Source organism: Halomonas sp. DP3Y7-2, assembly GCF_019800795.1.
GTDB lineage: Bacteria > Pseudomonadota > Gammaproteobacteria > Pseudomonadales > Halomonadaceae > Halomonas > Halomonas litopenaei_A.
The window spans coordinates 80,208-106,720 of the sequence record NZ_JAHVKJ010000005.1 but is presented as its reverse complement, the minus strand read 5'-3'; the positions used below and the strand labels follow the sequence as shown (position 1 = coordinate 106,720).

Annotated in this window: 12 protein-coding genes and 4 tRNA genes; 5 read left to right on the top strand and 11 right to left on the bottom strand. The window is 59.5% G+C overall.

The genetic code is table 11. From position 1 onward, the window contains the following. Positions 1-10: 10 nt before the first annotated feature. From clpP to KUV45_RS05765, 6 genes are all read right to left on the bottom strand, one after another. Entirely contained in the window at positions 11-649 is a 639-nt protein-coding gene (gene clpP / locus KUV45_RS05790) for an ATP-dependent Clp endopeptidase proteolytic subunit ClpP (RefSeq protein ID WP_374107016.1), read from the bottom strand. Positions 650-703: 54 nt separating this feature from the next. Further along, entirely contained in the window at positions 704-2,044 is a 1,341-nt protein-coding gene (gene tig / locus KUV45_RS05785) for a trigger factor (RefSeq protein WP_206939052.1), read from the bottom strand. A gap of 320 nt (positions 2,045-2,364) precedes the next feature. Continuing rightward, positions 2,365-2,439, bottom strand: a tRNA-His gene (locus KUV45_RS05780). Positions 2,440-2,535: 96 nt separating this feature from the next. Then, a tRNA-His gene (locus KUV45_RS05775) sits at positions 2,536-2,610 on the bottom strand. A 53-nt stretch (positions 2,611-2,663) separates the two neighbouring features. Beyond that, positions 2,664-2,740 (bottom strand) — tRNA-Arg (locus tag KUV45_RS05770). Positions 2,741-2,808: 68 nt separating this feature from the next. Further along, positions 2,809-2,885: transfer RNA gene (locus tag KUV45_RS05765), tRNA-Pro, on the bottom strand. 202 nt (positions 2,886-3,087) lie between these two features. Here KUV45_RS05765 and folD point away from each other — a divergent pair. Both folD and mtnN read left to right on the top strand, forming a co-directional pair. After that, positions 3,088-3,960, top strand: a complete 873-nt coding sequence (gene folD, locus KUV45_RS05760; protein ID WP_222163761.1) for a bifunctional methylenetetrahydrofolate dehydrogenase/methenyltetrahydrofolate cyclohydrolase FolD — start codon at positions 3,088-3,090, stop codon at positions 3,958-3,960. A gap of 179 nt (positions 3,961-4,139) precedes the next feature. Beyond that, a complete protein-coding gene (mtnN, locus tag KUV45_RS05755; RefSeq protein ID WP_222163760.1) occupies positions 4,140-4,847 on the top strand; it encodes a 5'-methylthioadenosine/S-adenosylhomocysteine nucleosidase in 708 nt (235 codons plus the stop codon). 140 nt (positions 4,848-4,987) lie between these two features. Here mtnN and KUV45_RS05750 read toward each other — a convergent pair whose 3' ends face one another. From KUV45_RS05750 to KUV45_RS05730, 5 genes are all read right to left on the bottom strand, one after another. Continuing rightward, the gene (locus tag KUV45_RS05750; protein ID WP_222163759.1) at positions 4,988-15,259 is read right to left on the bottom strand and encodes a retention module-containing protein; all 10,272 of its coding nucleotides are present in this window, start codon (positions 15,257-15,259) and stop codon (positions 4,988-4,990) included. 388 nt (positions 15,260-15,647) lie between these two features. Beyond that, complete coding sequence (locus tag KUV45_RS05745; RefSeq protein ID WP_222163758.1) at positions 15,648-16,247, bottom strand: response regulator transcription factor; 600 nt, start codon at positions 16,245-16,247, stop codon at positions 15,648-15,650. Further along, a complete protein-coding gene (locus KUV45_RS05740; RefSeq protein ID WP_222163757.1) occupies positions 16,247-17,665 on the bottom strand; it encodes an HlyD family type I secretion periplasmic adaptor subunit in 1,419 nt (472 codons plus the stop codon). Before KUV45_RS05740 ends, KUV45_RS05745 begins: the two co-directional genes overlap by 1 nt. Continuing rightward, the gene (locus tag KUV45_RS05735; protein WP_222163756.1) at positions 17,665-19,854 is read right to left on the bottom strand and encodes a type I secretion system permease/ATPase; all 2,190 of its coding nucleotides are present in this window, start codon (positions 19,852-19,854) and stop codon (positions 17,665-17,667) included. The genes KUV45_RS05740 and KUV45_RS05735 overlap by 1 nt, the downstream gene beginning before the upstream one ends. Before the next feature lie 183 nt (positions 19,855-20,037). After that, positions 20,038-21,981: a TolC family outer membrane protein gene (locus KUV45_RS05730; protein WP_224852106.1), complete on the bottom strand. Its 1,944-nt coding sequence runs from the start codon at positions 21,979-21,981 to the stop codon at positions 20,038-20,040. 389 nt (positions 21,982-22,370) lie between these two features. On the opposite strand from KUV45_RS05730, the gene KUV45_RS05725 reads away from it, so the two are divergent. The 3 genes from KUV45_RS05725 to metG all read left to right on the top strand — a co-directional run bounded on the left by KUV45_RS05725 (position 22,371) and on the right by metG (position 26,455). Next, positions 22,371-22,652 (top strand): hypothetical protein, encoded by a 282-nt coding sequence (locus KUV45_RS05725; protein WP_206939306.1) that lies wholly within the window; start codon positions 22,371-22,373, stop codon positions 22,650-22,652. A gap of 134 nt (positions 22,653-22,786) precedes the next feature. Further along, positions 22,787-24,283 carry a tRNA uracil 4-sulfurtransferase ThiI gene (thiI, locus tag KUV45_RS05720; protein ID WP_222163755.1) on the top strand — a complete coding sequence of 499 codons (1,497 nt, stop codon included), beginning with the start codon at positions 22,787-22,789 and terminating at the stop codon, positions 24,281-24,283. A 129-nt stretch (positions 24,284-24,412) separates the two neighbouring features. Beyond that, positions 24,413-26,455, top strand: a complete 2,043-nt coding sequence (gene metG / locus KUV45_RS05715; RefSeq protein WP_222163754.1) for a methionine--tRNA ligase — start codon at positions 24,413-24,415, stop codon at positions 26,453-26,455. The last annotated feature ends 58 nt before the right edge of the window (positions 26,456-26,513 follow it).

The following is a 26,513-nucleotide window of genomic DNA, read 5'->3' as shown; positions in this document are numbered from 1 at the left end:
TATCACGCTATCAGGATGCAGGACGCTTATCCAGCACTGCGTCGATCAGGCCGTACTCGGCAGCCTGTGCTCCGTTCATGAAGTTGTCGCGATCGGTATCCTTGGCGATAGTCTCAATATCCTGGCCCGTATGGTGTGCCAGGATCTGATTCAGTCGCTCGCGGATCCCCAAAATTTCACGGGTGTGGATCTCGATGTCCGACGCCTGCCCCTGATAGCCACCCAGCGGCTGATGAATCATCATGCGCGAGTTGGGCAAGCAGTAGCGCTTACCTGCGGCACCACCGGCCAGCAACAGGGCACCCATGCTGGCGGCCTGTCCGATGCACACAGTCGACACGTCGGGCTTGATGAACTGCATCGTGTCGTAGATCGACATCCCGGCGGTAACCGATCCACCCGGAGAATTGATGTAGAGGTGGATGTCCTTGTCGGGATTCTCGGACTCAAGGAACAGCAGCTGCGCCACCAGCAGGTTGGCCATGTAGTCTTCTACAGGCCCCACAAGGAAGATCACCCGTTCCTTGAGCAAGCGCGAGTAGATGTCGTAGGCGCGCTCGCCGCGAGCGCTCTGCTCGACCACCATGGGCACTAGGCCGCCAGCAGCATGTATATCGAACTCGGTGTTCATGGAGATGTGTCCTCGCATCCGTGTGTGGCAAAACGACAAAGCCGGCCCGATCGGGCCGGCTCGGCAAGACGCTTAGGCGTCCTCGCCCTCTTCTGCCTCTTCGCCCGGCTGCTGCTGTGCCGCAGCGAGAGCCTGCTGGTAGGACATTTCCACGTCCTTGACCGTCGCCTGATCGAGCAGCTTGTCGACCGCCTTCTCTTCCAGCAGTGCAGACTTGACCTGGGTCTTCATCTGCTCATTGCCCATGTAGTACTCGACGACCTGCTCCGGATCCTGGTACTGCTGAGCGAGCTCTTCAACCTTGGCCTTGATCTCATCATCAGAGGCTTCGAGCTCGTTGACCTTGATCACCTCAGCCAGCAACAGTCCGACCTGAACACGGCTGCGCGCCTGATCAGCAAACAGCTCGTTCGGCAGCTGGCTGACATCAAAGTCTTCGCCAAGGCCGAACTGCTGGGCTGCCTGACGCTTCAGGCCGTCCACTTCCTGCTGCACCAGGGCATCGGGAACAGGAATGTCGTTGGCCTGCTTCAGCGACTCGAGCACCTGCTGCTTCACGCGGTTCTCCACCGCCTGGCCAGCTTCACGCGTCATGTTCTTCTTGACCTCGGCGCGGAAGGCATCGACGTCGTCGCCTTCGACTCCGAACTTTTCGATGAAGGCAGCATCCACTTCAGGCAGCGCCTGGCCCTTGATGGCATTGACCTTGACCTTGAAGGTAGCTTCCTGGCCTGCCAGCTGCTCGGCCTGGTAGTCCTCCGGGAAGGTCACGTTGATGACCTTGTCCTCTCCCGCCTTGGCACCCTGCAGCTGGTCTTCGAAGCCAGGAATGAAGCTGCCTGACCCCAACACGAGATCGTGGCCCTCTGCACTGCCGCCTTCGAAGGGCTCGTCACCCAGGAAGCCCTGGAAATCAATATTCACCTGGTCGCCGTCTTCAGCAGCGCGTTCCACTTCTTCCCAGGACGCGTTCTGCTTGCGCAGAGTTTCAATCATCTCGTCCACGTCAGCGTCGGTCACTTCAACGACCGGACGCTCTACCTCGGTACCTTCAATGGTGGACAGCTCGAACTCCGGGTACACCTCGAGCACTGCGGTAAACTCGAGATCCTTGCCGGCTTCGTTGACCTTGGCCTCGATCTGCGGGAAGCCTGCCGGATTGAGCTTCTCATCCGTGATGGCGCGGACATAGCGCTCGCGCATCACTTCGCCCACCACTTCGTTACGAACATCGCTGCCGTAACGCTGGCGGATGACGGACATCGGCACTTTGCCTTTGCGGAAACCGTCGAGACGAACGTTCTTGGCAGCGTCTTTAAGACGGGCGGCGACGGCCTCGTCAATCTCGGCGGCCGGCACCTGGACGTTGATGCGGCGTTCGATCTGGGAGGTCGTATCGACGGAAACTTGCATGAAAAATCCTCTACCGACTGGGGGCGTACTGAAACTGTGAAAACGTCAAAAGGGAGATTCTAAGAATCCCGCAGGGCACTGGCAAGCGCCAACGCCCTTTAGATGGGGCTTTTCGGACAATTTACAAGGGCAATCGCGCAATCCCTCCTCGCGGCAGCCCCTAAACCACAGAAGGCCGAGCTCGCAAGAGAGCTAGATGGTCGATGTTCAAGGAAGGAAAGAGCAAAGAAGGCAACAACAAAAAAAGCCGACCTACCCTTTGGCAGTCAGCTGATGCGATAACGACATATTCTAGAGACCACTCTGCGCGCTTCAGGGAGTGGGGTGGATGATGGGGATCGAACCCACGACCACCGGAGCCACAATCCGGGGCTCTACCACTGAGCTACATCCACCACAACCTGAACGCTTCACATCTACAACCAGACACCAGCGCAACCAGCAACCTTCCCGCTAGACGACAGATTCAAGGCTCACCGCAATGCATGGAGTGGGGTGGATGATGGGGATCGAACCCACGACCACCGGAGCCACAATCCGGGGCTCTACCACTGAGCTACATCCACCACATACAAGCACTACAGTTCAAACCCAAGCCTAACCAGGCGCCACTCTTTGCTGGCACGCCCAGCAGGACTCGAACCTGCAACCTACGGCTTAGAAGGCCGTTGCTCTATCCGGTTGAGCTATGGGCGCATTCTACACAACCGAAATCTTAACCACAACCCGAAAGCCAAGAAAAACCTTTTCTAAACAATCGCTTGTGGTCGGGGTGGAGGGATTCGAACCCCCGACATCCTGCTCCCAAAGCAGGCGCGCTACCAGACTGCGCTACACCCCGACGACCTGTTGCAATGCCACCGAAACCGTTTCAGCTGTCCCGGCGAGCGATGCATATTCTACGGAACTTTCCTGACAAGTCAACACGCTAGTTGAACTTTCCTTTCCACCAACGGGCTTCTGCTTTGCCTGACCGCCCCGGCATGCGAAAATCCGTGCCCACTCCTTCCACCGCCCATTCATTCGTACTTTGAGGGAAGCCAATGTCCGCCCAGCTCATCGATGGCAAGTCCATTGCCGCCACCGTCCGCCAGCAGGTTGCTCGCCAAGTCGAGACACGCCGCCAAGCCGGCGGGCGGACGCCAGGCCTTGCAGTGGTTCTGGTCGGCGATGATCCCGCCTCCCATGTGTATGTGCGCAATAAACACCGTGCCTGCGAGCAGGCTGGCATCTCCTCCGTTCAGCACGCGTTGCCTGCGTCCACCAGCCAACAGGAGCTCGAGTCCCTGGTCGACCAGCTCAACGCGGATCGCTCCATCGACGGCATCCTCGTTCAACTTCCGCTCCCCGAACACCTCGACGCCAGGCCCATTCTAGAGCGCATCTTGCCCAGCAAGGACGTGGACGGCTTTCATCCCTACAATCTGGGCAGACTGGCTCAACGACTGCCGCTTCTGCGCCCCTGCACACCCAAGGGGGTGATGACCCTCCTTCATCATAGCGGCCTGTCGGTACGCGGCCTCAATGCCACCGTTGTTGGCGCGTCCAACATCGTCGGACGCCCCATGGCGCTGGAACTCATGCTGGCAGGCTGTACCACGACCGTCTGCCATCGTTTCACCCGTGACCTGGAGCAGCACGTTCGAAGCGCTGAGTTGTTGGTGGTCGCCGTTGGCAAGCCGGGACTGGTGAAAGGCGAATGGGTTCGCGACGACGCCATCGTCATCGACGTGGGTATCAATCGTCAGGATGACGGCAGTCTTGTCGGAGACGTTGACTTCGAGGAGGCGGCACGCAGAGCCGCTCACATCACCCCCGTGCCCGGCGGCGTTGGCCCTATGACCGTGGCAAGCTTGCTGGAAAATACGTTAATGGCAGCCGATATCCACGACGGCCAGACCGCTCACGACGGCTGAGCGCACCTTTTACGGGCCCAGGAAGAGACCGCAGACTCGCTCAAGGGCTTGGGGAGCAGGTGTCGTGCCCCCTCGCCCAGCACTCGACAGCAAGGACTGTACTGCATGAGCCGAATCCGCAGGCCCCGACTTCCTGGCAACGCATCCCCTTTCATTGGAACAAACGACTAAGGACTACCATGCAACGCATCGGAATCATCGGGGCCATGGCTCAAGAGGTCGCGCAGCTTGCCTCTCAACTGGAGGACAGGGAGACCAGGTCGCATGCGGGCTCTACCTTTCACACGGGGCGCCTGCACGGTATGAACGTTGTCCTGCTGCAATCTGGAATTGGCAAGGTCAATGCTGCGGTGGGTACTACCCAACTGCTGGAACAGTACGCGCCCGAGGCCGTCATCAACACCGGATCCGCCGGCGGCTTTGGAGAGGGCATGTCGATTGGCGATATCGTGATTTCACGTGAAGTCAGGCACCACGACGTCGATGCGATGGTGTTTGGCTATGAAGCGGGCCAGGTACCAGGCATGCCGGCGGCCTACCTTCCCGACGCGCAGTTGGTCACTGTCGCCAGAGAGTCCATTGAAGCCATGGGTGAAGTCAACGTCACTGAAGGGCTGATCGCCACCGGGGATGTGTTCATGGCATGCCCCGATCTGGTCGCCAGGACCCGCGCTCGCTTCCCTGCCATGCTGGCAGCCGAGATGGAAGCCGCTGCCATCGCCCAAACCTGCCACCTCTACCAGTGCCCCTTCGTCGTGATTCGCGCGCTGTCGGACATTGCCGGACAAGGAGACAATCACCTGTCGTTCGAGGAGTTCCTGATCCAGGCAGCCGATCACTCAAGCCGGATGGTGTCGCACATGATTCAACGTCTATCTGCAGCTTGACAGCACCACCTGGGACCGGCGGCGGCCATTTCGTCACATGCTTTTTTAGGCGCCGGACTCACACCGGCCAAGGTGTTAATAAAAAAGGGCCTGATCGATATCAGGCCCTTATCTACTTAACGCTGACTAGCTAGTGACGATCAGTCGACAATCAACTGCCCGTCGTCCAGCATCTGCTGAAGGACATCCGCACCGGAGCCGCTTCCACCCAGCCCTGCCAGCTCAATCGTCAGGTCGGCATTACTGCCCGAAGCGTCAATGCCACCATCAGACTTCACCTTCAGGACAAGCGTATCTCCTTCGTTAATGGCGACAAGGTAGCTCGAAATGTCCGCTGCCGCACCATCGCTTAGAATGCCACTTAGATCAAGGCTATCGGCCTCGTCACCCGAGCCAAGCACGAAGTCTTCGATACGGTCCACTTCGGGAACATCGGGGACAATGTCACCATCCTCCCACACGAATCTGTCCTGCCCCAAGCCGCCCCACATCACATCATCACCCCGGCCTCCGACAAGGACGTCCTCCCCTGCGGCCCCAATCAAGACATCGTGCCCACCTTGCCCATAGAGCATATCGTTACCACCATCCTGCCGACTCAAGTTCATCAAGTCGTCGACATTACCCAGAACATAACGCTTTATCTCATCCTGGTTAAGAGGTTCACCGTTGCCATGATCCGGGGACCATTTCAAGAACTCATAAAGGCCTAGATATCCCATTCCGTTGTGCTCACCGGCCTGGAAGACCTCCCCTGTATCACCGTCTATCCAAGACAGCTGGTCGGAATTCACCGTGTCGCCAATGACGAGGTCATCACCTGCTCCTGCAAAGACCCGGTCGTTGCCAAGGGGCTCCAGTCCAGAAAAACTGGAACCGGTATCCAGTGCTAGATTGAGCCCTTCCTCCGTGTTCACGATATCCACTTCGCCAACCGTACCGGAGAAGGTATTGCCATCCAGTAGGGTGATCTCGACATTCTCGCCTGAAACGTCGGTACTATCGAAATACTGTATGTAGTCGACAAGGCTGCCTTCGCCAATACCTATACCATGCACGGAATCCGCATATTGGAGAAGGTCTTTGTAGGCATCCACAGCCTCCTGCATAGCTGTAAGGGATCCCTCCTGGACCGGGCTGGGAATCACGATTTCGCCGTCATCATCCACCCACGCCACTGGACGCCCGTCAGTCACGAAAATGGCCGTGGATTCATAACTATTCACCAGCGACATGTCTTCCAGAAATCCTGTCCCAGCGCGCAGCCCAGCCTCAAAGTTCGTAGTACCCGAGGCTTGCATCCCCATCACATAACTGATTGCATCTTGCAGATCATCGCGATCAAAATCCTCAAATATCATAGGATTACGAACACGACCGTCGAAGTCAATCAACTGCAGATTGACGATACCCTCGAAGTCAGCAAGGGTCTCAAGCTGGCGCACCATGGCAGCCTGCAACAGTTCCAGACGTGTATAGTTACCCGCCCCATCGGGACGCAATGTCTCAACCTCTTCAAGCATACTGTCTGATGAATCAAGTATGAAAGACAGGTTGTAGTTTCCCGCAGGGTTCACAATGACAAAGGAGCCGCCTGTATCGGCAATGACCACATCATCCCCGCCACTGGTGGTAATGGTGTTGTTGGCATTGCTGGCCACCACGAATTCACCTGCGCCTGGCACGACCAGCGCCAACTCACCAGACGTCGAATCACCATCACCATCAGTGGCCGTTAGACCCAGATTGAGGTAAGCATCACCAGGTGCAGCACCACGGACGACCTCGACGTCTCCCAATCGGAAGGGCTCACCGCTGCCCTCCTTGATCGTGACCGACTGCATGCCCTCGAGACGAACCAATACGAAGGTCCAACCATCTTGGATACCTTCGACCCTAAGACCTTCGGCGGTCTCTGTCACACGAACCTCATTGGACACATCAATCCCGCGGCTATCCAAAATCCGCAGGTCGTCGGCTCCCAGCGCAAGATCATTGGGGGTTCCGCCGCCGGGAGTGAACTCCTCAGCCGTCAGAATCAACGTGGCTCTGGCATTGGCAACCCCATCGACATAGATCGTCTGACTGAACGCGCCGACACGGATAGCGCTATCCCAGGAAACGCCGGACGAACCACGTGAGGCACCTTCTACCATGTCAATGCGAACCACATCGCCGTCGTTGATCTGTCCGGCTCCCACGACTAGCCCACCATCCAGCACAGACACACCGTTGGTGGCGGAATACACCACCTGCGAGTCCAGGTCAGGATCTCCCAGATCAAGAATAGCCTCAGTGCCCCCCGTGATCGTGTCCACACCGTCGATAGGCACAGCCAGACGCGTGAAGAATGAGCGCTCCCCATCCTCAGTCTGCAAGAGGTACCTATCGTTGACCTCATCCAGCACCACACGGAAGCCGATAGCGCCATCGCTGGTGATGGCAACCAGTTCTTTCCCATCAGCAGACAGCTGCCATCCTAAGGCGTCGCCGTTGAACAGGATGATGTTGCCTTGGATATCAAGAACGGGGGTACCATCGATCCCTTCCTGAAAACCGATAGACTCACCAGAGCCGTCTGCTCCATATCCGCCATCCAAGCCCAGTGACCCACGGGTATCTTCACTGATAACGCCGGATTCCGCGACGATAGGCCCTGGAGTATCGTCGTCGATGCGCACCTCCAGTTCGCCACTAGCCGTGCTGCCATCCAGATCGGTCACGACATAGCCGACAGACAGAGCAAGATCGTCCTCCGTCGTATTGACCGGATGATCGAGCGGCCCTGAAAGGGTCACCTCAAAAGCGCCAGTCGCCACATCTACCAGGGCGATGCGCAACACTTCGCTGCCAGAAGCGGTTGACCCCAGGAGTACCAATCCACCGTCGGCCAGTGAATAACTAAGCGCTTCGCCTTCTGACGTCCACGCAGGAAGCCCCGAGGTCGACCAACTGAATGCCCCAGTGCTGGCGGCGCCATCATCACCAAAATCGTAGCCCAGGACGCCACTTACCAAGGTGACCCTTCCAGGTACATCACCGTCTCCGCCAGCGATGCCCCCCTCCAGGCCATCCTCATCGAGGACAACTTCTCCCGGCCCGGCTGCAGGGTCGCCTCCATCCGTGGGCGTCGTCGGCGCAGCCGCATCCGCAATATCTGCGCTAATATCGATTTCGGTGACGTCGCCATCGCCGTCAATCACCCGCAATACGACATCAATCCCCTGATCGCTTGAATTGTCCAGGCCTGTGGCGGCCGTAAACGTCCATTGGCCATCACCAGCGATCACCAGCTCGCCTTCGGGCAAGCTGATCGTCGTCGTTTCATCGCTGGCAGGCAGCCGAGTAAATGTCGACAGTGAACCGTTTATCACCACCTCGATGGCGCCAAGACCATCCGCTCCAGCATCGATGCTCCAGCTACCTGTGACGGCGCCGCCCTCAGCCATCTGAATCACGTCGTCCACCACGGAGACATCGTCATCCGGGGTGACCGATGCCACTGGTGAGTCATCATCAATACGCAGATCGAGCTCGCCGGTTGCCGTACTACCATCCAGATCCGTGAGCGTGTAGCCCACCGTAAAGGCAAGATCATCCTCCACCGAACTCAACGAATGATCCAGCGGGCCTGTCAGCGTGACCTCAAAGGCACCCGTGGCAAGGTCTGTCAGTGCAACAGTGAGGACCACCTCTGCCGCAGAGGTCTCTGCAACCAATGTCTGTCCGCCGTCGGCAAGGCGGTAGGTCAATGCCTGCCCCCCCGAGGTCAGTGACGGCAAATCCGACAGTGACCAGGTGAAGGCACCGCTGGTGGCCGGGCCATCCTCACCAAAGTCGTAACCGAGGAGCCCTGAAGAACGGGTACTCTCTCCCGCCACATCCTCTGGACCACCGGCGATGCCGCCGGGAAGCCCCTCCTCATCCAGCACCACTTCCGCTGGTGCCGCATCTGGGTCTCCGCCGTCCGTAGGTGTCGTCGGTGCCACCGCGTCACCTATGTCAGCGCTGATATCGACTTCCACCACATCACCGTCACCATCGATGACCCGCAGAACGACATCAATACGCTGATCCAGCGAGTTATCGAGCCCCTTGGCGGCGGTGAACGACCATCCTCCGTCACCATTGACGGTGAGTTCACCCTGCTCCAAGGTCAATGTCGTGGACTCACCAGGCCCTGGCAGGGTGACCCCGGTGAGCGGTGAGCCATTGACCATCAGTTCGATCGCACCGAGGCCATCACTAGCCGGCTGGATCGACCAGACACCGGTGACAGTGGCGCCTTCTTCGGCCTGAACAACGCCATTGTCTACTGTCGTGCCGGCGTCCGGCGTCACCGACGCGATCGGCGTATCATCATCGATACGAATATCCAGCTGCCCATCCGCGGTGCTGCCATCGATATCGGTCACGGTGTAGTTCACCGTAAAGGCCAGATCATCCTCAGTTGATGTTTCGGGGTGGTCCACGGGACCAGACAGGGTTACCGCGAAGGCTCCTGTGGCTGCATCCGTCAGCGCGACACGCAACACTTCATTGCCACCGGGCAATTCCCCGAACAACGTCCGCCCATCATCGTCCAAACGGTAGGTCAGGGTTTCACCGCCAGACGTCAGTTCCGGCAGACCATTCACTGACCAAGTAAAGGCACCATTGGAAGCTGGGCCGTCATCACCAAACTCATACCCAAGCAGGCCGCTGACCAACGTCGTTTCGCCCGGCACATCGCCGTCACCACCAGCGATGCCACCTACCAAGCCATCCTCATCCAGGACCACCTCGGCGGGAGCCGCTGCAGGGTCGCCCCCATCAGTCGGCGTTGTCGGCGTAGCCACGTCACGAATCTGACCGGTGATGTCAATCATCACCACATCACCGTCGCTGTCAGTGACGTTCAATACGACATTGACCTCCTGCGGGCTGGAATTATCCAATCCTGTGGCCGCGGTGAAGGACCAGCTGCCATCCCCCCTGAGCGTCAAGTTACCTTGAGGTAACGTCAGTACTTCCTCGTCAGCTGGGCCAGGAAGAGCCGTGACCGGGAGTGGCACGCCATTCACCACAACATCGACGGCTGCGACGCCATCAGCGCCACCCGCGATAGCCCACTGGCCAGAGATGGTCGCACCTTCATCGATCTCAATCGTCCCGGCAACCTCTGTGCCATCGGACGTCGTCACGGACGCTGTGGGAGTATCGTCATTAACCACTACGTCGAGCATTCCCGTCGCCGTACTGCCATCCAGATCGGTCAACGTATAGCCGACCGCAAGGGAGAGGCTATCTTCGATCGAGTTCTGAGGATGATCGACAACGGCGGACAGCGTGACCTCAAAGTCTCCCGTCGTCATGTCGGTAAGCGCTACGCGGAGAACCTCATCGCCAGACGCTGTCTCGGCAATAACGGTCAGGCCGTTATCCGCCAGGCGATACGCCACCGCTTCACCCAAGGAAGTGAGCACCGGCAACCCATCAAGAGACCAGGTGAACGCACCATCCCGGGCAGGGCCATCATCGCCAAAGTCATAGCCCAACTGCCCGGAAATCTGGGTGGCTTCTCCAGCGACATCACCATCGCCCCCGGCAATACCGCCTGCCAGTCCATCCTCATCCACTACTACCTGGCCGGGACCATCCGCTGGATCACCACCGTCAGTCGGTGTCGTCGGCCTAGCGGCATCAAGCACTTGCGCAGAGATATCGACTTCCGTCACATCGCCATCGCCATCGGTGACACGAAGCACGACATCAATCAGCTGGTCCACCGCATTATCAAGCTCTGTGGCCGCCGTGAACGTCCAACTGCCGTCCCCCTTCAACGTCAATTGCCCTTGTGGCAAGGACAGCGTTTCGCTGGCACTACTCTCAGGCAGGCGATCGAACGCCAAAGGCGATCCATTGATCACTACCTCAATCCCTGCAAGGCCATCCGCACCCGGCTGAATGCTCCACTGGCCTGAGACGGTCTCGCCTTCATCCGCCTGGATGACCCCATCGACCACGTCCACACCGTCGTCAGCCACCACAGAAGCGACAGGCGTGTCATCATCAATGCGAATATCCAGTCCACCGGTCGCCTGACTGCCATCAAGGTCGGTCAGGGTATAGCCGAGACTTAGCGACAGGTCGTCCTCGACCGAGTTTTCCGGATGATCCAAGGGAGCCGACAGGCTGACCTCAAAGGTCCCCAGTGCCAGGTCCGTCACCGACACTCGAAGTACTTCGGTTCCCGCCTGGGTGGCGGCCACCAATGTCTGTCCATCATCGGCCAGCCGATAGGTCAGCGCCTGCCCCTGGGATGCCAACGCTGGCAGGCCTGTCAGTGACCACGCAAAGGCACCGCCGGCAGCAGGGCCATCGTCACCAAAGTCGTAGCCTAGCTGCCCACTCACAAGCGTAGCCGCACCTGGCACGTCACCATCACCGCCCGCTACGCCACCCGCCAGCCCATCCTCGTCCAGCACGACTTCAGCGGGTGCCGCATCAGGATCACCACCGTCAGTAGGCGTGGTGGGAGACGCAGCGTCATGGATGGCAGCACTGACATCGATCTCCACCACATCGCCATCGGCGTCCGTGACTCGCAGCACCACATCGACGGTCTGAGCAACAGAGTTGTCGAGCCCGACAGCTGCCGTAAATGACCAGCCGCCGTCCCCTTTCAGCGTTAACTCACCCTGCGGCAACGGCAGCGAAACCTCATCACTGGTGGCAGGCAAACGGTCAAAGGAGAGCGACGAACCGTTGATCAGTACGTCGATGCTACCGAGCCCATCGGCACCCGGCTGGATGCTCCACTGACCGGTGACCGTTTCACCCTCGTCAGCCTGAATCACACCGTCTGTCACCGTGGTACCCGCGTCAGGCGACACCGTTGCCACCGGCATATCATCGTCAATACGAATGTCCAGGCCGCCGGTCGCCTGACTGCCATCCACGTCGGTCAGGGTATAGGCGAGGTTCAGCGACACATCATCTTCGACCGAGTTTTCAGGGTGATCGACCGGGGCTGACAGGCGAACCTCGAAGGCGCCCGCTGCCAAGTCTGTCAGCGTGACGCGCAATACCTCGTCCCCAGCCTGGGTGGAGGCCACCAGCGTCTGGCCATCGTTGGACAAGGCAAATGCGACGGCTTGCCCCATGGACGTCAACGCCGGCAAGCCGCTCAGCGACCAGGCGAAAGCGCCGGATGAGGCGGGACCATCATCACCAAAGTCATAGCCGAGCTGGCCTGTCACCGAGGTGGTCTCCCCCCCTACGTCACCGGCTCCCCCGGCGATACCTCCCGCCAGGCCGTCTTCATCCAACACCACTTCAGCGGGTGCGGCGTCAGGATCACCACCATCCGTTGGCGTCGTTGGTCGCGCGGCATCGCGCACCGCAGCGCTGATATCTACCTCGGCGACGTCACCGTCGCCATCGGTCACGCGTAGCACCACGTCAACAATCTGATCTACCGAGTTATCGAGCCCCTCGGCCGCAGTAAATGCCCAGCTGCCATCACCTCGCAGGGTCAACTCGCCCTGTGGCAGGGTCAGGCTCGCCTGCTCACTGGCGTCGGGAATACGGTCAAACTGCAACGGCGTGCCATTGACCACCACCTCGATACTGGCAAGACCATCGGCACCAGGCTGGATACTCCAGATGCCCGAGACCTCCTCACCCTCTGTTACCTGCACCACGCCGTTCACAACCGTCGTGCCAGTTTCGGGTGCGACCGTTGCGACCGGTGTGTCGTCGTCGATACGGATATCCAGGCCACCCGTTGCCTGACTGCCATCGATGTCGGTCAAGGTGTAGCCGAGGCGCATGGACAGATCGTCTTCCGCAGAGTTTTGCGGATGATCCAGGGGGCCGGAGAGGAGCACCTCAAAGGCCCCGCTTGTCAGGTCCGTTAACGCCACACGCAGTACCTCAGCTCCTGCATCGGTGGCAGCCACAAGCAATTGGCCGTCATCGGCCAGGCGATACACCAACTCCTGGCCCATCGACGTCAATGCAGGCAGCCCGCTCAACGACCAAGCGAAAGCGCCGGTGGCAGCGGGGCCGTCATCACCAAAGTCATAACCCAGTTGCCCACTGACCCGAATGGCCTCGCCAGCGACATCTCCCACGCCGCCAGCATTGCCACCCGCAAGACCATCCTCATCAAGCACTACTTCACCAGGCCCGGAGCCAGGATCGCCACCGTCAGTCGGCGTGGTCGGTGTCGCCGCGTCGAGAATCGACGCGCTGATATCGACTTCGCTGACGTCGCCATCACCATCGGTGACCCGCAGGACCACATTGACGGCCTGCTCCTGGGAGTTATCGAGCCCCGTGGCAGCGGTAAAGGACCAGCTGCCATCGCCTCGCAGGATGAGATCACCTTGGGGCAGCGCTACCGTCACTTCATCGCTGGTATTCGGCAGGCTGGTAAACGTCAGCGGCGTGTCATTGACCAGCACCTCGATCACACCAACGCCATCGGCGCCCGGCTCAATCGACCATGAACCGGTGACGGTCTCGCCTTCACTGGCAAGCACCTGACCATCCACCACCGTCGCGCCTTCATCAACCGCGACATTCACGACAGGTGAATCATCGTCCAGGCGCAGATCCAGCTGTCCGTCTGCGGTGCTGCCATCGATGTCGGTAACGCTATACCCCACCGCCAAGACGATATCGTCCTCTGTGTCGCCGAGCGGGTGGTCCAGTGGCCCCGACAAGACCACCTCAAAGGTGCCGCTCGCAACATCTGTCACCGCAACGCGCAGCACTGCTTCGCCATCCGGCGTCTCCGCCAGCAGCACTTGGCCGTCACTATCCAGCCGATAGGTCAATGGCTCGCCCTGTGACGTCAGCTGGGGCAACCCCTCGAGTGACCATGTGAAGCCACCACCGGCGGCGGGCCCATCCTCGCCGAAGTCGTATCCCAGCTGTCCACTGACACTGACGACTTCTCCGGCGACGTCCCCAGGACCACCGATCACGCCACCAGGCAGACCTTCTTCATCGAGCAACACCTCTCCAGGGGCCGATGCAGGATCCCCGCCATCGCCAGGCGTGGTCGGCACCGCGGCGTCCTGAATCACGATGCGGTGGTCTGCCGCGGCCTGATCACCATCGCCATCCGTTGCCACGATCGAGAACTCTACGGCGCGCTCAAGCGTCTGATCGCGCCCACCTATGGCCGTAAACGTCCAGGTGCCGTCGGCATTAACGACAAGCACGCCATCCGGCAGCGAGATCTCGTCACCCAGCGCAAAGGTACCAGCTACCCCCGCTACCACCACCTGTGTCGATACGATGGCATCGGCGCCTTCTACCTCTTGCCAGACCCCTGACACCTCGTCACCTTCCGATACGATGGAGGGGCCTGTCACGCTAACGTCAGGCACATCATCCAGGATCAGCACGTCCAGGCTTGCTGTGGTGGTATCCCCATCCGCATCCGTGACCGTGACCACAAAGCTCTCGATCAGGCCAGCATCGGTCGCCCCTGGGGCGGTATCGTTGTCCACCGCTGTCAACAGCTCGTAGTGATAGAAGACGGTTCCGCCTGTTGCATCACCCGCAAATCCGTCCAACCAGAGAGCGCCATGGGGAGTCTCGATGGTCTGAGGCCCAGACGATAGGGCCAGCAAGTCCGCTAGCGTCAGGGTCACATCGGCGACCACAAGCGTACCCAACCCATCCACACTGCTGAAGGTGAAGCTACTGGCCTGCTGGGCAGTACCACTGGACGAATCGCTGCCGCCCGTCAAACCTGACTCACGCACCAGCAACTCGGCACTATCGATGCCAGGCGGCAAGCCGTCGGTGTCTTCAAGCCCACCGCCAAGCCCGCTTCCGTCGGGCCCTCCATCCAGACCACCCAACGCCACCCCATTGTCAGGAATTTCATCCGTATCGCCGTCAACAATATCACCGACAAACAAAGGGAATTCCTGATTATCACCACTGTTGAGGCCGTAGTCGTATGCCAGGGGGGATACCTGCTCGAGGACACGTAGCAAACGGACGAAGGAATGCCCGTTGTTCGTTCCCGCTCCGCCTCCCAGCCCTGCGGCAGGATCTTCAAGGACATCGAAGGGATCCTCGCCAGCATCGAGTGCCGTCAGCAAGGCCTCAAGCTGGCTGTCACCGAGGACGCTTTCCTGGGCAAGGTCGGCGGATACCTGCGAGCGGAGGATTTCATCAAACTCGACAACCAGGTCCTCTCCTGCCGCATTCTGCGGAAATTCCAGCGACTGACCTGCAGCCAGGTCCAGCAACCCCTGGCCATCTGGGCTCGTCACTGTCGCATGCCCATTTTCCCCGGCCATGAGCCGTTGTCCCGGCAACAGGATGTCCCCCGACCGTGCGAGTGTACGCTCCCCGGTCACATCGATAATCCAGACCGTACCTTCAACAGAAGTGATATTCATGGTTTCTACCCTGCGTCTTGCTGTTGATTAGTCATTCAAGGAGCAAACTAGGGCGCGCGGCTTTGTGACGGTAGTGTCTAGATGGTCAGTGGCAGGCAAATACGACACCAGAAAGCTCTTCATGCACAATTGGTAGTCCATTAGCCACATAACGAAGGCGAAATAAGATAGCTACAACATAGCTAATAACGCATCACTCAATAGCGAACAGCGACGTTCATTAAAGCGTGTAAAACCCTTGCATTAATGGATACCAAATAATCAAGCATAGTGGTGACTGGAACCGCTTTTACGGAAGGCGTTGTTGCAGCAATATTTACGCTATTGCAAAGAAAAGCCCGAACACCTCACGGTCTTCGGGCCTCATAGGACTCTCACAGGCGTGCGTTCAACGGTCTCGGGACATCCTCAAAATCAGCTGCATGCGGTCCTTGACCCCAAGCTTACGGAAAACCGCACCAAGATGGGCCTTTACCGTCCGCTCGGTGATGCCGAGCTCTCTAGCCACCAACTTATTGCTCTGACCTTCAGCCACCGCCAGGGCCACATCCTTCTCGCGTTCAGTAAGCCCTTCCAGCACATCTTGATGAACCGCTGGAGCCCCGCCCATCGCTTTGAACACCCCTCCGACCAGGCTATCCATCAGTTCAGGCCATAACCAGATTCCACGGTGACGGACCACGATATCAACCTGCCGCAGCACTTCTGGTGTGGACAGCGCGTGCACATAGCCCCTGGCACCGGCGTTGAAGGCCTGATAGGCCTCTGCGGAGTAAGGATTGAACGACAGTACCGCCACCAACACTCCCTTGGCCGTCAGGCGAGAGCAAAGTCCCGTCCAGTCACCGGCCTCGACAACGATCCAGGCGACGTCTCCCTTGGTCGCATAATCCAATACACTATGGGGCGCCACGACCTCCAGATCACTGAAGGTATCGCTCCAACGCGGCACCTCACTACTTCCTTGATAGACCAAGTATCGCGTCATCACCGCTCTCCCATCGCGTTACCCCACGCCCGCAGCACCGGCTTCAGCAAGAACTGCATGACGGTGCGCTTACCCGTCAAGATATCCACCTGAGCGGTCATGCCCGGGATAACCTCCACCTCACTCGCCGCCTCTTCATCCTGAGTGCGAACACGAACTCGATAGTAGGTATTGCCTTCCTCGTCTGTCGTGGTGTCGGCGCTAATGTGCTCAAGTTCTGCGTCCAACCCCCCGTATATCGAGAAGTCATAGGCTGTCAGCTTGATGGTCGCCGGCAGTCCTGGCCGCAGGAAGGCAATATCCTGAGGAGCAATCTTGGCTTCGACCACCAACGCATCATCGGTCGGCACGATGTCCACCACTTCCTGGCCAGGCTGGGCGACCCCGCCGATGGTGTTGATCGCAAGACGCTGCACGACACCGTCCACCGGTGAACGAATCTCGGACAGGCGGACACGGTCCTGCAGGCCCTCACTGGATTCATTCAGCGCAGAAAGCTCGCCCAAGGTCGCCGAGAGCTCCTGGCGCCATTCCGTCCGCGCCTTGGCATCCACTTCCCGCAGCTCGCCCTGCGCCTCCACAATAGCGGCCTCGAGTCGAGACACCTGTGCCGCAGCCTGATTGCGTTCACCGCTCGCACGGGAGACTTCGCGCTGCAATCTCAGCACTTCTACCTCGGATACCGCGCCGCTCGACAGCAGTGGACGGGTCATATTGAGCTCCTGGCTGGCCAGGTTGAGCTCCCGACTAGCGGCGTTGCGGCGTGCCGCCGCCTCATTCAGTTCTGCCCTGCGCTGCTCCAAGCGCTGCTGCAGAATCTGTTTCTGCTCGTCCAAGGTCTCAAGGCTACTCTGATACAGCTCTCGCTCCCTCGACACGATGTTAGGCGCCTGCTCGATCAACTCCTCGGAGGGGTCAAAAGAGGACCCCGTCGCCAGCGCACGCAAACGTTCCGCCTTGGCCTGCAGCGTTTCCGCCTTGGCACGGTTCTCATTGAAATTGGAGAGGAATCGGGTGGGGTCGATGCGCATCAACAGATCACCGGCCTCCACAAAGTCACCCTCGGCCACTTGAATTTCCTGAACCACGCCGCCGTCGAAGCTCTGCACTCGCTGCAACTGACTGGAGGGTATGACCCTGCCGCTACCCCGAGTCACCTCGTCGATGGGAGCAAAACACGCCCATACCACCACGCAGATGATCGCCACCACGACCATATACAGCATTAGCCGCGCCCGCAGCGGGTCCTGCTGCATGCGCGCCCAATCAGCGTCGCTGGCCCAATCGCGATTCAAGTGCGAGGCACTGACCCGACGGGCGAACAGACGGTCGATAAAGGGACGAAAGACTTTTCCTCCCGAGCGGGACACCCGACCGACGCCTTCGAATCCTTTCTGCTCAGCGCTCTTGGCAGACATCAGCTGGCCCTCCCGATCTGGCCCTTGCGCAACGCATCCATGACGCTGTCACGCTCTCCATCCGCCACGACCTTACCCGAATCAATAACCACGATACGATCCACCAGCGACAGCAGCGAGGTACGATGCGTCACGACCATCAGGGTCTTGCCACTTGCGAACTCCTTGAGGTTGCGCTTGAACGCCTCCTCGCTGGCATGGTCCATGGCACTCGTCGGTTCATCAAGCAGGAGAATCGAGGGGTCGTGCACGATAGCCCGTGCGATCGCCACGGCCTGCTTTTGCCCCCCCGAGAGCATCTGGCCACCTTCTCCGACCTGCAGCTCCACCCCTTGGGGGTGCGTGCTGACCAGGCTGTCCAGGCCACTGATCCGAATCGCCTTGAGCAGCAGGTCGTCGTCGACGCCCTCGCTACCGGCGCCGGCAACGATATTTTCCTTCAATGAACCAAAGAACAGACGCACGTCCTGCGGGACATAGCCGATATGCCGTCTGAGCTGAAGAGGATCCAGCTGGCGAATATCAACGTCGTCGATCAGCACCGACCCCGCCGTTGGTTGGTACAACCCCAGCAACAGCTTCTGCAGCGTGGTCTTGCCACAGCCTACGCGCCCCAGCAACGCGACTTTCTGGCCCGGAGCGATCGACAGACTGATGTCGCGCAGACTGTCATTCTCGGCCTGGGGGTAGCGAAAGGTCACCTTGTCAAACTTCACCAGCCCCTTGACGGCAGGCCGATCGATATAACTCTTGTCCTCGCGCTCGACCGGCATCTCCATCACACGATCCAGCGATTCGAGCGCCGTGGCAGACTGGTGGTACTGAGCCAGCAGCGCTGCTGCCTGACTGACCGGAGCCAGAGCCCGCGACGACAGCATGTAGGCGGCGATAAGGCCGCCCTGGGACAGATCGCCCTCGATGATCAGGTACACGCCGATCAAGATGACGCAAATGCCGACAGTGTTCTGCGTCCACTGGGCAATGCTGGTCACCGATGTTCCCAGAAACTTCAGCTGTGCGCCTGTACGAGACAGAAACGCACTGGCCTGCTCCCACTGCCCCTGAATCCGGCTTTCGCCGCGCAGCGACTTGACGGTCTCCAGCTGGGATACCGACTCAACCAGGGTGGCATTGCGCTGAGCGCCGACCTTGAGCGTGGTGTCAGAAAGGTCATGTAGCTTGCCCTGAGCACCAAGGGCGTACAGCAGAATAAAGATCACCCCGGCAACAATGGGGATGACCAGCGCCGGGCCGATAAGACCGATGATCGCAATAAACATGATCACAAACGGCAGATCGACCATGGCGATGACAGTGGCAGAGCCGATAAAGCTTCTCACTGACTCGAAGGACTGCAACATGGCCACGAAGGACCCCGTGGAAGCCGGCTTCGCCTCCATGCGCATACCCATCACCCGTGCCATGATGCGGGATGATAGCTTTACATCGGCCCTGCTCGCCGCCAGGTCAACAAAGCTCGACCGCATCAAGCGGAGCGTCAGATCAAACGCCAACACGATCAGTACGCCAACCGACAGCACCCACAGCGTTTCGGTGGCATGGTTTGGCACCACACGGTCATAAACGTTGAGCACAAACAGCGGCATCGCCAGCGCAAAGATGTTAATGGCGATGGAACCCAGAATGACATCCCGGTAGAGGCGACGATTCTCCTTGATGACGCCCCAGAACCAGTGCCCCGAACGCTTTTCGTTGACGTCCTTGGTGCGAGCGTCAAAGCGGAATCTGGGGCGAACATAGATGGCCGTCCCGCTGTAGCGCTCGTGCAGCTCATCCAGGCCAATCTCGACGGCGGACTGACCCAACTCGGGGTACACGACCGTTGCCGTGCGCGCCTTCACGTTCATATCAACCAGAGCGCAGGCACGCCCGGGCTCGAGCAACAAGACCACCGGAAATAGCGCCGGATTCAATTGCACAAGGCGGCTCTTGATAATTCTCGCCGTCAGGCCCGCACGTTCTGCGGCCCTGGGAAAGATCCCTGGCGTCAGGGCCCCGTCTTCCAGGGGCAGACCAGCGGTCAACGAATCTGCGTTGACGTCGTGGTCATGGTAATGAGCTACCGCCAGCAGCACTTCCAGAAGTTCATCCTTGACGGGGGAACCACTCCCTTCCTGCGTTTCCGGTTCAGACGGTGCAGCATCCGCTGCGACTCGAGAATCGTCCACATGTACCTCTTCTGTAGGCCGATAGCATTGCCGATAACTGAAACGTAGCGTGCCTGCCGTCGAGCAGGCACGCAACGCACATCATCCCTGTGCCGAGCACCAACAACGAATCAGCACCCAACGGCGTTCTACATCCAAGCGGTGAACACGACAATGACACCCGCGCGCTCACCGCAACCCGTATCAGCCCTCTACGCTACCTGCACGATGGCCTTTCGCCCAGGCAAGAGACACCATATCGTTGCCCGCTGCAGAATGAATGGAACCCAGGTCCAGGTTCTCGCCGCTGCGCTCAAGGGTGATTTCCACACGTCGATTTTGACGCCGCCCCTCAACCGTATCGTTTGACTGTACCGGGCGGTGAGAGCCGAAACCCTGCGTCTGGATCAGTGAAGGGTTCACCCCTTCGCTGATCAGGTAGTCGCCCACGGCAGCGGCACGATTACGCGACAGCGGATCGTTGATTCCGTCATTGCCGGTGCTGTCAGCATGCCCGGCAACAAAGATACGCACCAGATCGTTGCGCTCGCGTAGCTGCGCAGCCAGCTGCCCCAGCTCGCGACGGGCTCGCTCGCTGAGCACATAGCTGTTGACTTCGAACAGCGCATCGGCAGACATCACGACATCTGGCGCACGGGTCGTACCGGTCAGCTCATCGATGGTATAGGCACGCGGTCCCACCGCAGGGCACACGATATCGGGGGTAATGGCAACGCCGTTGCTGTCCAGGTCGGCCAGGGTAGGCAGTCCATCCTTGCGAACCTCAAGTACTTCGAGCAGCTCACCGGTGGCTCGCAGCGTACGCGCATCCGCCAGCGCCACATCGAACTGGGCGTTCACGTAAGCACGACTTGCCTCGAAATATTCGTTTTCGATATCCAGCAGGTCGAGCAGCGAGCGCTGACCAATGTCGAACTGTTGCTTGTAGGCGCCACGCACGCGATCAGTGGTCTGACGGTGCTCGTTCAGGTAAGCCAGCTGGTCACGCAGACGGCGGGTGTCGTTGAACGCAATCGTTGTCGTCTGGCGAATGTCCACACAGGCCTTGTCACGCAGGTTGATAGCCTGTTCAACGCGGTCGCTGGCGGCACGGAACGATGCCAGATCACTGCCACCACGATAGAGGTTGATGCTACCTACCAGCTCGATGCTGTGACGGTCTTCATGTTCATTGTCCGAGATGAAGTCGCCGTCCGTATCGCTACCTTTATAGGTGCCAGTACGGCCCACCAGGTCCAACCGAGGATGGAACGGTGCCTTGGTGCCTTCACGCTCAGCCCTGGAAGCCTCAATGTTCTCGATGGCCGCGTGAAAATCGGGGTTGCCGTCATAGGCCAGCTGCAGCGCCTGGGCGACATCAGCCGGGAGCAGCTCGGCAAAGGTGGGCGCCGGGGCCAGAGACTCCGGAGGAAGCTCGCCCACCAGCCGCTGGAAGCGCGCAGATACGTCGTGCAGGTTCGACGCCTCGGTGATCAAGTTGGACTCGGCAAGCGCCAAGCGACCGCTGATCTGCTCCAGGTCAACGCGGCGACCGGCACCGGATAGCGCCCTCGCTTCAATCTGCTGGTACACTTCCAGGTGCTTCTGGTAGTTATCCTGGGCCAGTCCGACCAGACGGCGGTAGCGCTGCACGTCAAGATAGGCATTAGTTGCGTCAAGTGCGGCGTCCTGACTCGCGCCCAGCAGTTCGTAGTAACGCACCAGCTCAGCACGGCTGAGGCGTTCCACCTCACTGGCCGTGGCGAAGCCGTCATAAATCATCTGATTCAGCGTCATCTCGACGTAATCAGTGTCGTAGCTCCCCTGCTGGTCGTTCTGCCGGTCTTCAAGGCCAACGCCAGCATTGACGTCGATCTGAGGCAGATAGCCACCGAAGGCGACTCGCTCGTCGTGTCCCGCGGCCTGGAAGCCATTCCATGCTGCCAGTACCTCAGGATTGGTATTGATCGTTTGCTCCACCACATCGCGCAACGTCGCAGCGCCCGGTGAAGACGTACCTGCTGGCAATGACTGTGCATCCTGCGCCAGTACAACAGGCGCCACCATCATCGCTGACGTGGTCAGCGCAATGGCTCGCACCAAAGGCCGCAACAGAGCGGAGCGAGCTTCTCGGCTGTAACTGTTCATCTGTGTTCCCTTAATTATCAATGGCCGCAGCCAGTACAAGTGAATCTAGTACCAACGAACTAGCTCAACAACCCAATTCACCGTTGAACCCGTCATGCTGCCTCGGCGCTACCAGATTCATTATCCCCGGTATGGGTGGCCAGCTTTTTTTCCTTAGACGCCAAGCGTCCAGCAACCCTTGTTGGCGCTCGCCCCACACCATCACCCGCTACAATACTCGCACAAACGATCACATTCTGTAACACCGGAAGTCGCAAACACTCATCCCAAGGGCGATTGAATGCTTGACAAAGACAAATGAGATGCACCTAAACGTCGCCAATCCCGCTCCCTGACGCAAACATGCTATCGTAGAAGCCTGCATCACGTACCCATTTCAGGAGTCTCCGATGGCCTCATCCGAAATCCAAAAAACCCGCGTCATCAATGAATTGACGGGGTTCATCAAGAAACTGCTGCAGGACCCCAAGATCCTGGAAACCTCCCTGGAGATCGCACGGCGTCATCTGGAAAAAGGCAGTGACAGCGGCGTCATGGCAGACATCGCCAACGAAATCTCTGATACCACCAGCATTCACATTCCTGACAGCGCTGACGAGCACTCCGAGGCCGATCGCCTGTTCCTCGAACTCCTCAAAGAGGTAGTGCAAGAAGAAAAAGCGCTGTATTGACAGGCACATTATGGCGTAGCAGTCACCATCGCTGACCTCCCCCTCTGGTGGTCAGCGTTTTTTTACATTACTCACGCAAACATTGACCCAGATCACTATTACCATTCTTACACTCACGTACCGAACTTCACACCATGGAATTTCGTCTTACGCTCTCCGCTGACGTTTCTACCAAGTCAGCCTCTGTCAGACGCCATATGGGGCGCTGCCTGGCCACCAACGTCCGCAACGCATTGCGCCGGGAGCTGCCAGCGTCAAAGGTGGTCACTGCACATGACCATCTAGTCGTACGACTCCCGTCCCATGTGGATGACGCCCAGCACACATGGGCACTCGACACTTTGGCCAACACACCCGGCATTCAGAAAATTGCTCACATCCACCGGCGTGAGCTGGGGGACTGGCAAGTGACCCTGGCCAGGCTCGCCCTGGAGAAGGCCGAGCAGGTGGAGGGACGAGCGTTCAGAATCAAGGTCAGGCGCAAGGGAAGCCACGCCTTCAACTCCGTCGATGCCGAGCGTTTCCTGGGCGCCGAGCTGCTGCGCCACACCCGCCACGCCAAAGTCAATCTCACGCATCCCGACCTCACCATTTCACTGAGGCTCGACGGCGCTGAATTGATTGACGAAGTGGCTACTACGGCGGGCATCGGCGGTTTCCCTCTGGGCACACAGGATCAGGCACTGATGCTGATGTCCGGTGGCTTCGACTCGCCCGTCGCCGCCTACCGGATGCTCAGGCGCGGGATAAAGTGCCACTTCATTCTGTTTCGCTTCGGCGGAGAGGCACAGGAACAGGCCGTCAGACAGCTGACACATGACCTCTGGCGACGCTTCAGCGCGTCACACAAGGTCAGCTTCACCAGCGTGCCCTTTGAAAAGGTCGTCGACCAGCTCACCCGGGAGGTGCCCGACGGCCTGGTGTCCCTGGTACTGAAACGCTACATGGTGGCTGCCGCTGCTCGGGTGGCCCAGCGCGCCCGGATTCCCGCGCTGGTCACGGGCGAGGTGATCGCCCAGGTGTCCAGTCAAACCTTGAGCAACCTGGGGCTCATTGACAACGCCAGCCACTTGCCCGTGCTGCGCCCCCTGCTGACTGAAGACAAACAGTCCATCATCGACGAAGCTAGGCGTATTGGCACCGCACAAGCGTCGAGCCAGATGCCGGAGTACTGTGGGGGTATGTCAGCTCGACCACTGGTGAAGACGTCCCTGGCAGCGCTGGAAGAGGCCGAAGCCAGGCTGCCAGCTGACCTGCTTGACGACGCCCTGAGCCGGATGCGCCAGTTTTCCGCAGATGACCCTGGTAAGGCTGAGCTAACGCCATGCCAGCCCCTCGATGAACTCACCATCGCAGAGCTCACCGCCGCAGCTGACGCCACTATCCGCGTCATCGACGTGCGCTCGCCGGATGAAGCAGCTCGACGGCCACTGACCATTGCGGGCCACGAGGTCGAGCACGTTCCTTTTTACGAATTGGCGACCCGAGCGGCTGCGCTGTCCCGAGACTCCCGCTATCTGCTGTACTGCGACCAGGGCATCATGAGCCGCCTGCAGGCGCTATCCCTCAAGGATCAAGGTCTGCCGCGAGTAGGCGTGCTGCTGGCGCGAAGCAAGCACGACGCGGCATAAACTGGCGCGCTTACGACATCCCATCAGCATTTGCCTGAACTCAGGCGCTCACACACGATAGCGGATGCACTAGCGCTCGATCATGGCTACAATCGACGCCTGATTTTCAACGGGATATCACGTCACATCATGTCCACTTCCGCACCCGACAAGCGCCAGATCCTGGTTACCAGTGCCTTGCCCTACGCCAATGGAGCCATCCACCTGGGTCACCTGCTGGAGTACATCCAGACGGACATCTGGGTGCGGTTCCAGAAGAGTCGGGGGCACCAGTGCCATTATGTCTGCGCGGATGACGCCCACGGCACCGCGATCATGCTGCGCGCCGAGCAGGAAGGCATCAGCGCCGAGGCCCTGATCGATCGCGTGTCCCGCGAGCACCAGCAGGACTTTGCCCGCTTCGGAGTGGCCTTCGACAACTATCATTCGACCCATTCCGAGGAAAATCGCAGCTTCAGCGAGCTCATCTACACCCGCCTGCGTGACAAGGGTCACATCGCGACCCGAGACATCGAGCAGATGTATGATCCGGTCAAGGGGCTGTTCCTGGCCGACCGCTTCATCAAGGGCACCTGTCCCAAGTGCCATACGGCGGATCAGTATGGTGACAACTGCGAGGCCTGCGGGGCGACCTACACCCCTGCCGAGCTCATTGATCCGGTGTCGGCCATCTCGGGAGCCACACCGGAAGTTCGCAGCTCGACCCACTACTTCTTCAAGCTGCCGGATTTCGCGGACTTCCTGAATGCCTGGATCAAGGACGATCACGTCCAACCCCAGATCCGCAACAAGCTGATGGAGTGGTTCGAGTCGGGCTTCAACGAGTGGGACATCTCCCGCGACGCGCCCTACTTTGGTTTCGAAATTCCCGACGCGCCCGGCAAGTACTTCTACGTCTGGCTCGACGCGCCCATCGGTTACCTGGCCAGCTTCAAGAACCTGTGCGACCGCGAGGGCCTGGACTTCGACAGCTACTGGCAGCCGGATTCCCAGGCAGAGGTCTATCACTTCATCGGCAAGGACATCGTCTACTTCCACGCCCTGTTCTGGCCGGCCATGCTGCACGGCGCCGAGATGCGCACCCCGACGGCAGTCAATTGCCATGGGTTCGTCACCGTCAATGGCGCCAAGATGTCAAAATCTCGTGGCACCTTTATCAAGGCGGCGACCTATGCCGAGCACCTCAACCCTGAGTACTTGCGCTACTACTTCGCTGCGAAGTTGACGTCACGGGTCGACGATCTTGACCTCAATCTCGAGGACTTTGCCCTGCGCGTGAATGCCGACCTGGTCGGCAAGGTCGTCAACATCGCCAGCCGCTGCGCCGGCTTCGTCAAGAAGCTCGGCGATGGGCGGCTGTCGTCCCACTGCGCGGAGCCAGACATGCTGGCGCGTTTTATCGCAGCGGGAGACGAAATCGCCAATTACTACGAGCAGCGTGAATTCGGTCGTGCCATGCGCAAGGTGATGGAGCTGGCCGATGACGCCAACACCTACATCGCCGACAAGGCCCCCTGGGCCCTGGCGAAGGAAGCGGGACGCGAGCAGGAAGTCTTGGACATCTGCTCCATGGGCATCAACCTGTTCCGGCAGCTGATGGTGTATCTGGCGCCCGTCGTTCCCGCCATGGCCGAGCAGGCAGCGACGTTCATGAACCTTCACAGCCTTGACTGGAACAGCCGCGAAACCTGGTTGGGCGATCACCCGATCAACAAGTTCAAGCCGCTGATGACCCGCGTCGACGGCGACCGTATCCAGTCCATGATCGAAGCCTCCAAGGAGGACCTGGTGGAGGAACAGAAGCTCAAGGAAGCCCCCAAGGGCCCGCTAGCCGAAACACCGATCGCCGACGAGATCAGCTTCGACGACTTCGCCAAGGTGGATCTGCGCATTGCGCGTATTGCCAAGGCAGAATACGTGGACGGCGCGGACAAGCTGCTCAAGCTGTCCCTGGACTTGGGCGGCGAGAGCCGCCAGGTGTTCGCCGGCATTCGTCGCGCCTACTCCCCGGAAGCCCTGGAAGGCAAGCTGACGGTCATGGTGGCCAACCTGGCGCCTCGCAAGATGCGCTTCGGCATCTCTGAGGGTATGGTGCTGGCCGCCGGCAATGACGATGGCATCTACCTGCTGGAACCCCACAGTGGAGCCGAGCCGGGCCAGCGCGTCAGCTAAGCTCGTGCTCTGCTACTCCCTGCCGGCGGGCTCTAGCCCGCCGGCCGCTATACTGTGC

Coding starts and splice junctions, on each gene's coding strand:
- clpP (WP_374107016.1), bottom strand. CDS start 649: ATGCGAGGACACATCTCCATGAACACCGAGTTCGATATACATGCTGCT.
- KUV45_RS05730 (WP_224852106.1), bottom strand. CDS start 21,981: ATGAACAGTTACAGCCGAGAAGCTCGCTCCGCTCTGTTGCGGCCTTTG.
- thiI (WP_222163755.1), top strand. CDS start 22,787: ATGGAATTTCGTCTTACGCTCTCCGCTGACGTTTCTACCAAGTCAGCC.
- tig (WP_206939052.1), bottom strand. CDS start 2,044: ATGCAAGTTTCCGTCGATACGACCTCCCAGATCGAACGCCGCATCAAC.
- folD (WP_222163761.1), top strand. CDS start 3,088: ATGTCCGCCCAGCTCATCGATGGCAAGTCCATTGCCGCCACCGTCCGC.
- KUV45_RS05750 (WP_222163759.1), bottom strand. CDS start 15,259: ATGAATATCACTTCTGTTGAAGGTACGGTCTGGATTATCGATGTGACC.
- KUV45_RS05740 (WP_222163757.1), bottom strand. CDS start 17,665: ATGTCTGCCAAGAGCGCTGAGCAGAAAGGATTCGAAGGCGTCGGTCGG.
- KUV45_RS05725 (WP_206939306.1), top strand. CDS start 22,371: ATGGCCTCATCCGAAATCCAAAAAACCCGCGTCATCAATGAATTGACG.
- mtnN (WP_222163760.1), top strand. CDS start 4,140: ATGCAACGCATCGGAATCATCGGGGCCATGGCTCAAGAGGTCGCGCAG.
- KUV45_RS05745 (WP_222163758.1), bottom strand. CDS start 16,247: ATGACGCGATACTTGGTCTATCAAGGAAGTAGTGAGGTGCCGCGTTGG.
- metG (WP_222163754.1), top strand. CDS start 24,413: ATGTCCACTTCCGCACCCGACAAGCGCCAGATCCTGGTTACCAGTGCC.